Source organism: Acinetobacter sp. YH01019 (genome assembly GCF_013420285.1).
Taxonomy (GTDB): domain Bacteria; phylum Pseudomonadota; class Gammaproteobacteria; order Pseudomonadales; family Moraxellaceae; genus Acinetobacter; species Acinetobacter gandensis.
The window spans coordinates 1-9,343 of the sequence record NZ_VOYM01000092.1 but is presented as its reverse complement, the minus strand read 5'-3'; the positions used below and the strand labels follow the sequence as shown (position 1 = coordinate 9,343).

The following is a 9,343-nucleotide window of genomic DNA, read 5'->3' as shown; positions in this document are numbered from 1 at the left end:
AGAAGTGAAACCTCTTAGCGCTGATGGTAGTGTGGGGTTACCCATGTGAGAGTAAGTCATCGCCAGCTCATTATTCAAAATCCCCCTAACTCTTATGAGATAGGGGGATTTTTTTATGCAATAAAAAAGGATAAGGGGAGTAGGCATTATAAAAAAGGATGAGACCTTGGAAAAATTAGCAACGTTTAGATCAAATATTCCATCAAATCGTAGGTTTAAAAACGGTTCAAGAAGCGTATTTACAGAGCTTTTAGCATCAAATAATCGTTATGAAACAGATTAAATAGTTCCAAAGAACTGCGACAAAATAAGTTGGAGCATGTTTTTTAAACAAACACTCAAGCTTTCAGTTAGCATTAGAAAAAACTATCTTTAATTTAATTAAAGGATTGGTTAAATTTTGAAAGATTTTACTGAATATAAATAGGTATTTAAGCTTAAAAAAATAGGCCTAAAATCATATATTGATAATTAAATAATATTCATAAAAAAACATGAAAAATAAATGAATAAACATATATTTAGAATGCATATATCTCATTAAACATACGTCTAATATCGCTAGAAATCTGACTTCCGTATATTCCGTCGCTATTGAATATTAGTGAAATATTCAATGAATGTTATGGACAAGTACTCATGGGAGATGAGAACGATGACAACGGAAAAAATAGACATAAATTCTGTAGTCGATAAGGCTAAGTTTACCCCGTTCCACTTCAATGTTGTGGCTTGGTGTTTATTGATTATTTTATTTGATGGCTACGACCTAGCAATCAATGGTGTGGTTTTACCTTTACTCATGCAAGACTGGGGCTTAAGTGCGATGCAAGCGGGAATGCTTGCCAGTACTGCGCTGGCAGGTATGATGTTTGGTGCCATGTTCTTTGGTTCACTCGCAGACAAGATTGGCCGTAAAAAAGTCATTATGATCTGTATTGTTTTGTTTAGTGGTTTGACCTTCGCTGGTGGCTTTGCGTCGAATCCAACAGAATTTGGTATTTTGCGTTTCTTGGCTGGTTTAGGGATTGGCGGTGTAATGCCTAACCTTGTGGCTTTAACGTCCGAATACGCACCGCAGAAGATGCGTAGCACACTCGTCACGACGATGTTTAGTGGTTATGCCGTTGGTGGTGTGATGGCGGCACTTTTAGGTTCATGGTTCACCCCTGACTTTGGCTGGCAAATCATGTTCTTTATTGCGGGGATTCCACTTTTCCTTTTACCTGTCATTTGGAAATTTTTGCCTGAATCTTTGGCATTTATGGTGAAAGAAAACAAACAGGAAAAAGCCCGCAGTATCGTGAAGCGCTTAGCGCCTGAAGTGAAAGTGACTGAAAATACAGTGTTCACTTTACCGCAAGAAAGCGTGCCTGAAGCTGCTAACGTGGTGAGTTTGTTCCGCCGTGGTCGTGCCGTAAATACATTATTGTTTTGGGTTGCGTTCTTTACGTGCCTATTGACCATGTATGCGCTAAGCAGCTGGTTACCAAAACTGATGATGGCAGCCGGTTATTCTATGGATAACAGCTTGATGTTCATGATGGTCATGAATGTGGGTGCTGTTGTAGGTATTGTGGGCGGTGGCATCTTGGCTGACCGTTTCCATTTAAAACCTGTATTGATGGTTTTAGGAATGATGGGTGCGATTGTAATGAGCTTGATGGGCTTCCAATCGAATCAGTTCTTGCTATACATCTTGGTGTTCTTGGCAGGTGCAGCATCTATTGGTTCGCAAATGCTGCTGTACAGCTATGTGGCGCAGTATTACCCACTTGCTGTACGTTCGACAGGTATTGGTTGGTCTTCTGCGATTGGACGTATGGGTGCGATTGTAGGGCCTATTCTAATTGGTGGTTTGCTCGGTATGAACTTACCTGCGCACTTCAACTTCATGGCAGTGGGTTTACCTGTGCTAATTACTGCAATTGCGGTTGCATTGATCATGCATGAAAATGACAGCGATAAAATTGAAGTAAAAGATGCTTCTACTGCGAAAGCATAAGTTGTGATTTTTAAAAAGAAAAGCCTCCGTAAGGGGGCTTTTTTATTTTTATCTGTATATTATTATGAGTGAAATCTAATCACAAAAAATATTTATATGTACAATTCAACTTTTACCTCGAATAATAATCAGGAAGAAAGTAATCGACTTATCTTAGATTTAAAGAGAATAATAGAAAAAGAGTTTGATGCTACTGATTGGAGTGAGCTTGGCCTCCTAGTAAATGCTGATCATATTATTAGTAATCATCCAAGGTTGCTAAGAAGTCTAAGTTGGGGGGATGGGGATTATGGGGCGTGTATTATTGATGTTCTTAAGACAATCCGAATAGATAATCCCCAGAACTTACAAAAAATTAAAGAATATTTAGATCATCGCAGTGGAGATAAAGATACATTGCATGTATCGAATCAAATAGCAGAAAAAAAGATCACCTTTTCTCCTTCAGTATTTGCAGTACCTGAAGTGAACGTTGAAAATGATCTTGTAGCGGTAATGATGCCTTTTTCAGGTTTTGATAATGTTTATAGTGCTATTAAGAATGCCGCAGAAAGAGCTAATTTAAGATGCTTAAGGGCTGATGATATTTGGGATAATAGTACAATTATTCAAGATATCTTTGACTTAATTTTTAAATCTAAAATAGTAATTGTGGATTTTAGTGGTAAAAATCCTAATGTAATGTATGAAACAGGAATTGCTCATACATTAGGTAAATTGGTTATTCCTTTGGCCCAAAGTGTAAATGATATCCCATCTGATATGATTCACCATAGAGCCTTAACCTATTTAAAAAATGGTGAAGGATTGGAACGATTGGAGAGTGATCTTTATCAAAAGCTCATTAAGCTAAGTGAAAGTTAGGAAATATATATGCAATTTAATTCTATCTCCCCAATCCCCGAAGATGATGAAGAACTACATCTGCCTGAACTGGTGTACTGGGCATCATTAGGGGAACTGGCTGAAGTCGAAAAATCTTTGGCAAATGGCACTGATGTAAACTCAGCCGACGAAGAAGGCTATAGCGCACTGCATGCAGCATCGGAAAACGGCTATTTGGACGTAGTGAAGCTCTTGGTAGAGAAAGGGGCAGACGTACAGCACAAAACCCAATACACAGCATTAGAGCTTGCAGAAATGGCAGGCAATGATGATGTGGTAGCGTACTTAAAAAATTTGTAAGCCATATATTTTATAATGTCTATTCATAAAATACCCGCATGCAATATGCGGGTATTTTCATTTTAGTATTGTTGCTGTTGCTGTTGCTGTTGCTGTTGCTGTTGCTGTTGCTGTTGCTGTTGCTGTTGCTGTTGCTGTTGCTGTTGCTGTTGCTCAAGCTCCTGCTGAATCGCTTGATTAAACGCAGGCAAGTCATCTGGACAACGAGAAGTAATTAGCACCCAACCGCCCGTATTGCAGCGATGCACTTGCTCATCAACCCAATGCGCACCCGCATTTTCCAAATCCAAACGAATACTTTTATAGGACGTCAGAGTTTTATCACGAATTCGTTCAGCATTAATGAGCGCCCAAGGACCATGACAAATTGCAGCAATAGGTTTTTGATGGTCAGCAAAGTTTTGAATAAGTCGCAGCGCATCTTCATCGATCCGTAGATGATCTGCATTGACAGTTCCCCCCGGAATTACTAACACATCATAGTCTTCAGCATTTACGCTGCTTAATTGGGCATTGGGTTGAACTTCAGCTTCGACCTTTTTGTCTGCTTTTACTGTTTGGACGACCGCATGTTTAATAGCGGCATGAATGGCTTCTATTCCCTTTTCATTTAAATAATTTAAGGGTTGGATCAGCTCGTCATGTTCAACACCGACATTTGACGTTATCACTAAAGCTTTTAAAGTCATGATTGGCTCCTTGCAATGAGGATTGTCTACCACGCTAACAAGCTGACGGATTTGGGTATGTAATAATTTCGCAGGAAACTGTAAGAAGTTTTGACAGAGATGTTATGCGAAAGTTCTAGATTAGCGTGAACTCTTAAAAAATCAGCTTGAAAAAAAAACCCCAACATCCTGTTGGGGTTTTCTTCGTATTTCGTATTTTAGATACAACTCCATGTCATATCTCACGTCCTGATGCAGAAACTATTCTTATTGTTTTTCTGTTTCGGAAACTTCCTGTTTCCTGATAACTGTAGATTAGGCCTGTTTGAATAAATTGAATAGCCGTAATAATCTGCATCACGTGTAAGCCTAAGCGTACAAAATTATCCTGTTACGATTATTTCAATATTTCACATAATTAATTTATTAGAATCAAATAATTATAAAGGGATAAGGAATTGGATAATGAAAATGAATGTGACATTTCGAACGGCTTGTGTGTTATTGGGTATCTTATCGACAAGTGCTTGTCATGCAGAAAATAACACGAAAAAATTAGAAAAAAATATTGAAAATTCAGTATCACTACAGCAACTTGAGCAAGATTACCAAATTAAAAACATTGCTCAATTTGATGAGCCTTGGGCGTTTCAACAACTCCCAGATGGACGTTTTTTATTGACGGAGAAAAAAGGTCAGATTGTCATTTTTAATCCCGCGACTCAACAGAAGATCACAGTTCAGAACCCACCAAAAGTGGCTTATGGCGGTCAAGGTGGCTTAGGCGATATTGTGCTTGATCCGCAATTTAGCCAAAACGGTCTTATTTACCTCAGTTATGCCGAGGCTGGAAAAGGCGGTTATGGGGCGGTGATTGAGCGCGCTCAGCTTGATCTAACAGCGGCACAACCGAGCTTAAAACAGCGAAAAATTATTTGGCAGCAAGTACCGAAAGTAGAAGGTCAAGGGCATTATTCACATCGGATGCACTTTGGTACAGATGGTAAACTTTGGGTTAGTTCAGGTGAACGTCAGAAGTTCGATCCTGCACAAGATATGCAGTCTAATTTGGGTAAAGTGCTACGCTTAAATAGTGATGGAACTCCTGCTGTAGATAATCCATTTCAGACTCAAGGTCCGATTGCACAACAAGTGTGGAGTTTAGGGCATCGTAATCCCTTAGGACTCGCATTTGATTCTAAACAACAGCTTTGGGTACTGGAAATGGGTCCGAAAGGAGGGGATGAGCTTAATTTGGTACATCGAGCTAAAAATTATGGCTATCCAATCGTTTCAAATGGTGATCATTACGATGATAAACCGATTCCAGATCATCATACACGTCCTGAATTTGAAGCACCGCTCATCAGTTGGACACCTGTGATTTCACCATCCAGTCTGATGTTTTATCAGGGCGATCGTTTCCCACAGTGGAAAAATAAGGCGCTGATTGGTGGCTTATCTTCACAAGCGATTGTAATTGTTGATACAGAGCTTAAACCTGTCCAAGAAATACAACGAATTGCCATGCCACAGCGTATTCGTGGACTCATTGAAGCCAAAGATGGCAGTATTTGGGGCATTGAAGATGGAGAAAAGGCATGGTTATTCAATATTGAACCGAAAAGTGCGATCAAAAAATAACCAAAATTTAAAATTTAAAAAAAAAGCCCCTTCGGGGCTTCTCTAATTTGGTACATCCATTAAATGACATACTTCAGTTAAGCTGCATAGTGCTCATCCGCGTTAAACATATTGGCTTGAATCTGAATTAACTTACGATTGCCTTGCTCGCCATTCATACGCCAATGCGCAATTTTAATATTATCTACAATGGCGACATCCCCCTTTTGCCATTGCAACAATAAAGCATCTTGATACATGGCATTAAAAAATTGCTGTTTTTCTTCATCAGTCCACTCAATTTGTTGACCTTGATGATTGTAAATTTCCCAAGTTAATTGCATGCCATCTGCGGTGGAATCAATCTCAATTTCCCCACGATTCAAAAAGCAATCTTTAGCGGCCCGATGCGCAAATGGATTGGTATTATTCGCAAAAGCCCAAGGTTGAATCACACGTTTTTTGGTGTCTGGATGATGAATCACGAGTGGACAACGTTGTAGGGTTAATTTAGCCTTTTTATCCTGCCGCATTTCTAAACTGAATGGACTTTTCTTTAATAATAAGCGATCGAATACACTGATTTTTCGCGCAGAAACATATGAAAAATGATTCCATGCACCTAAATATTTTTCTTGAAGATGCTTGGGTAAATTTTCCCATATATGTTCTAAATTATTGAATCCTGTTTCGGCCAAATAGGTCGAAGGCTCCTGACAGAATAAGGCAATGTAGCGTGAACGTTCGGAACGTACACCGCCTTCAACATGTGGACCTTGTACTGAATTTTCCACGGGTCCGAGTTGCACTGTATTACGATCAATATAACGTCGATAATCTCCTGCACCTAAAATACGTTCACTGTATTTACGCAGCCAAGATGCAACCCAGCCTGGCATGTTAGGGTTAAACGCATTCCACGGTTGAAACTGAAAATATTGCTCAATCAACTGATTAAATTGTTCAGGTTGTTCGACCTGAAATCCTCGAAATAGCACAATGCCATTTTTATGGATTTGCTGCATGAGCTCTTGGCGATGTGCACCAATATATTGAGCTAAATCTTGCATGCTATTATGAGTTGGATCGGCATGAAAAATACGGGTGAAGCTGTTTAACTGGTCGTACTTCAGTTGCATAGTCAATTCTCGAATTATTAGTTTGATTTTTTATTGTTATCGCTTAATCCCTAAGCGGTGACATTTAGGCTGCTAAAAACACAGCGTATATTTTGTTCGATGTCATTCGCGATTATAAGTACAGTTTTGCTGTCAGGGTGTAAGTTTTGTTTAAAAATGGCTTATTTACGATGAAGTAACTGAAGATGCTATTTGCAGAACAACGTATTGCTATATAAATAAAAAAGCCCCGACATCCTGTCGGGGCTTTTTAGATTCATTCTAAAGGTATGACTCCTGTCATACCGGTCAGCTTCCTGCTGTTGTGCATTCTTTATTTTTATTGCAAGACATCCTGTCTTTGTATGCTTTTACTATAGGCGTTACTGTAAAAAGGCTAAAGCGCTAAAGACCTAAGTCTGTGTAAGAAAATACCGACACATATATGCCAGACAGCGTAATTTTATAGATTTCCATAATATTCAAACGTCTATAATAACCAGAGTATTCGCATGTCAGCCACGCAAATTGACATCAGAATGCAATACAGTCTAGAACAAGAACAACAGCTTTTGCATGCTGTATTTGACGCATTAGAACAGAGTTTTCAACTTCCTCAATATGACCGTAATATTCGACTACAGGTACATATGCCTGAGCGCTTTCAAGTATTTGATCTTTTAACCCAACCCGAGCTTTTTACCCATATTACGATTGATTGCTTTGCTGGGCGTAGTTTAGACACCAAACGAAAACTCTATCAGCTGATGGTGCAAAATTTAGCAGTATTGGGCATCCCTCAAGATCACATCATCATTACTTTAAGGGAAATTCCTTTAGAAAATTGGGCAATCCGTGGTGGGCAGGCCGCTTGTGATGTCAATTTAGGTTTTAAGGTCGATGTTTAGTCTGTGCAAATACATGGATTGTTGCTTTCACGGAGCCTAAACGAAAAAAGCCCCGACATCCTGTCGAGGCTTTTTCGGATTCATTCTAGCGGTATAACTCCTGTCCTACCGTAAGCTTCCTGCTCATTGTCTTATCATTGTTGTTTTATGTTCAGTGACATCCTGTCTCTGTATGATTGAACTATAAAAGTATTTTAATAGCGTGAATAGTGTCTATTCTCGGCAGTCTGTGTAAGCTAAAACGTACAATAATCTTTTGAATGAAAAGGTGTCCTTTTGCATTTTTGTGAGCTCTGCATGGCTGTCAATAGACCCAAATAAAGATCTAAGTACGATGGCGTTATTGTTGTACTCACCGTTTAAAAGGCATGGATGTTACATATATTTTCGATTAATTGATTGAAAGGTGAACTAATTTAATAGACATTAAAAATTCATAATGAAAAAAACAGGGAATAAGAATCATGCTAAAAAATGTTTTTAACGGTCAAAAATCTAAAGTATTGCCAATTGCATTGGGCAGTACTTTGCTATGTTTATCATCGATCAGTTGGGCAGCATCGCCTGCTGAGATCAAGAAGATAGCCGAAGCACAAAAGGTGGGCTATTTAGATACTTTAAAGACTTTGGTGAATATTGAATCTGGAAGTAAAGACATTGAAGGCTTAAATCAGATTTCGAAGGTGGTTGCAGATCAGCTCAAAGCCACTGGGGCTGTGGTGGAAATTATTCAGCCCAAAGAAATTATGAAACTTGATGGTGCACCTGATCAGACAGGACCAATTGTCAAAGCAGTGCTTAAGGGCAAAGGTAAAACGAACATCATGCTGCTTGCACATAATGATACGGTCTATCAAAAGGGGCAGTTACAGGGACAACCCTTTCGAATTGATGGAAATAAGGCGTATGGCTTAGGCATCTTAGATGATAAACAAGGGGTTGCTGCCGTTATTCATGTCTTAGATATGTTGAAAAAATTAAAATATCAAGATTATGGAACGATTACGGTTTTAATTAATTCGGATGAAGAAATCAGCTCACCTGGTTCACGTCAAATGATTATGGATAACGCTAAAAATCAGGATGTTGTACTTTCTTTTGAAACAGGCGGTTTAGATGGAAGTCTGATGTTGGCAACCAGTGGTATTGGTGCAGCTTATTTAGATATTAAAGGGCGGGGCGCACATGCAGGGGTTAAGCCAGAAGCAGGTGTCAATGCATTGTCTGAATTGGCTTTTCAAATTCAACAATTAGAAAATCTTTCAAATCCTAAGACTGGTTTAAAGCTGAATTGGACAGTTGCAAGCGCTGGTAAAACTCGAAATGTCATTCCAGATCAAGCTACAGCACAGGCAGATGCACGTTCTCTAAAACCCCAAGATTTTGCTGAATTAGAAAAGACTTTAAAGCAAAAAGTGAAAACTAAAAAATTGGCAGAAAGTCAGGTCGATGTAAAATTTGAAGTGCGTCGTCCACCGTTAGAAGCCAGCCCACAAGCTAAAAAATTAGCCGCGAAAGCGCAGCAGATTTACACAAATGAATTAAAGCTGCCTATGAAAGTTGAAACGACCGCTTGGGGTGGTGGAACTGATGCTGCATTTGCTGGAGTTACATCAAAAGCTGCAATTATTGAAGGGATTGGCATGTCTGGAGATGGATTACATTCAGACAAAGCCGAATATATTTTGACGGATTCTATTGTGCCACGCGAGCCTGTAAATAATTTTGTGTAATTGCTTTTCATAAATTTAAAGGTGATTGCTTAAGCGGTCACCGAATTCAATAATAAAGCGGCTCATGGCTAAACGCCAGTCGCGAATAGGCATATTCCACTTT

Annotated in this window: 8 protein-coding genes; 6 read left to right on the top strand and 2 right to left on the bottom strand. The window is 39.1% G+C overall.

Going from position 1 to position 9,343, the window contains the following annotated elements; genetic code table 11:
• Window positions 1–655 precede the first annotated feature (655 nt).
• The 3 genes from FTT84_RS15395 to FTT84_RS15385 all read left to right on the top strand — a co-directional run bounded on the left by FTT84_RS15395 (window position 656) and on the right by FTT84_RS15385 (window position 3,190).
• Window positions 656–2,005 (top strand): aromatic acid/H+ symport family MFS transporter, encoded by a 1,350-nt coding sequence (locus tag FTT84_RS15395; protein WP_067761810.1) that lies wholly within the window; start codon window positions 656–658, stop codon window positions 2,003–2,005.
• 96 nt (window positions 2,006–2,101) lie between these two features.
• Window positions 2,102–2,869, top strand: coding sequence for a hypothetical protein (locus FTT84_RS15390; RefSeq protein WP_067761807.1), 768 nt, complete (start codon window positions 2,102–2,104; stop codon window positions 2,867–2,869).
• Window positions 2,870–2,878: 9 nt separating this feature from the next.
• Window positions 2,879–3,190 (top strand): ankyrin repeat domain-containing protein, encoded by a 312-nt coding sequence (locus FTT84_RS15385; RefSeq protein WP_067761805.1) that lies wholly within the window; start codon window positions 2,879–2,881, stop codon window positions 3,188–3,190.
• Between the two features lie 62 nt (window positions 3,191–3,252).
• Here FTT84_RS15385 and FTT84_RS15380 read toward each other — a convergent pair whose 3' ends face one another.
• Complete coding sequence (locus FTT84_RS15380) at window positions 3,253–3,879, bottom strand: type 1 glutamine amidotransferase domain-containing protein (RefSeq protein ID WP_180081460.1); 627 nt, start codon at window positions 3,877–3,879, stop codon at window positions 3,253–3,255.
• 450 nt (window positions 3,880–4,329) lie between these two features.
• Here FTT84_RS15380 and FTT84_RS15375 point away from each other — a divergent pair, with 450 nt between their 5' ends.
• Window positions 4,330–5,502, top strand: coding sequence for a PQQ-dependent sugar dehydrogenase (locus FTT84_RS15375; RefSeq protein WP_373685028.1), 1,173 nt, complete (start codon window positions 4,330–4,332; stop codon window positions 5,500–5,502).
• Window positions 5,503–5,579: 77 nt separating this feature from the next.
• Here FTT84_RS15375 and FTT84_RS15370 read toward each other — a convergent pair whose 3' ends face one another.
• Window positions 5,580–6,620, bottom strand: coding sequence for a TauD/TfdA family dioxygenase (locus FTT84_RS15370; RefSeq protein WP_180058490.1), 1,041 nt, complete (start codon window positions 6,618–6,620; stop codon window positions 5,580–5,582).
• 491 nt (window positions 6,621–7,111) lie between these two features.
• Between FTT84_RS15370 and FTT84_RS15365 the strand changes: the two genes are divergently transcribed.
• Both FTT84_RS15365 and FTT84_RS15360 read left to right on the top strand, forming a co-directional pair.
• Window positions 7,112–7,507 (top strand): tautomerase family protein, encoded by a 396-nt coding sequence (locus FTT84_RS15365; RefSeq protein WP_180058489.1) that lies wholly within the window; start codon window positions 7,112–7,114, stop codon window positions 7,505–7,507.
• A gap of 464 nt (window positions 7,508–7,971) precedes the next feature.
• Window positions 7,972–9,240 (top strand): glutamate carboxypeptidase, encoded by a 1,269-nt coding sequence (locus FTT84_RS15360; RefSeq protein ID WP_180081459.1) that lies wholly within the window; start codon window positions 7,972–7,974, stop codon window positions 9,238–9,240.
• Window positions 9,241–9,343 lie beyond the last annotated feature (103 nt).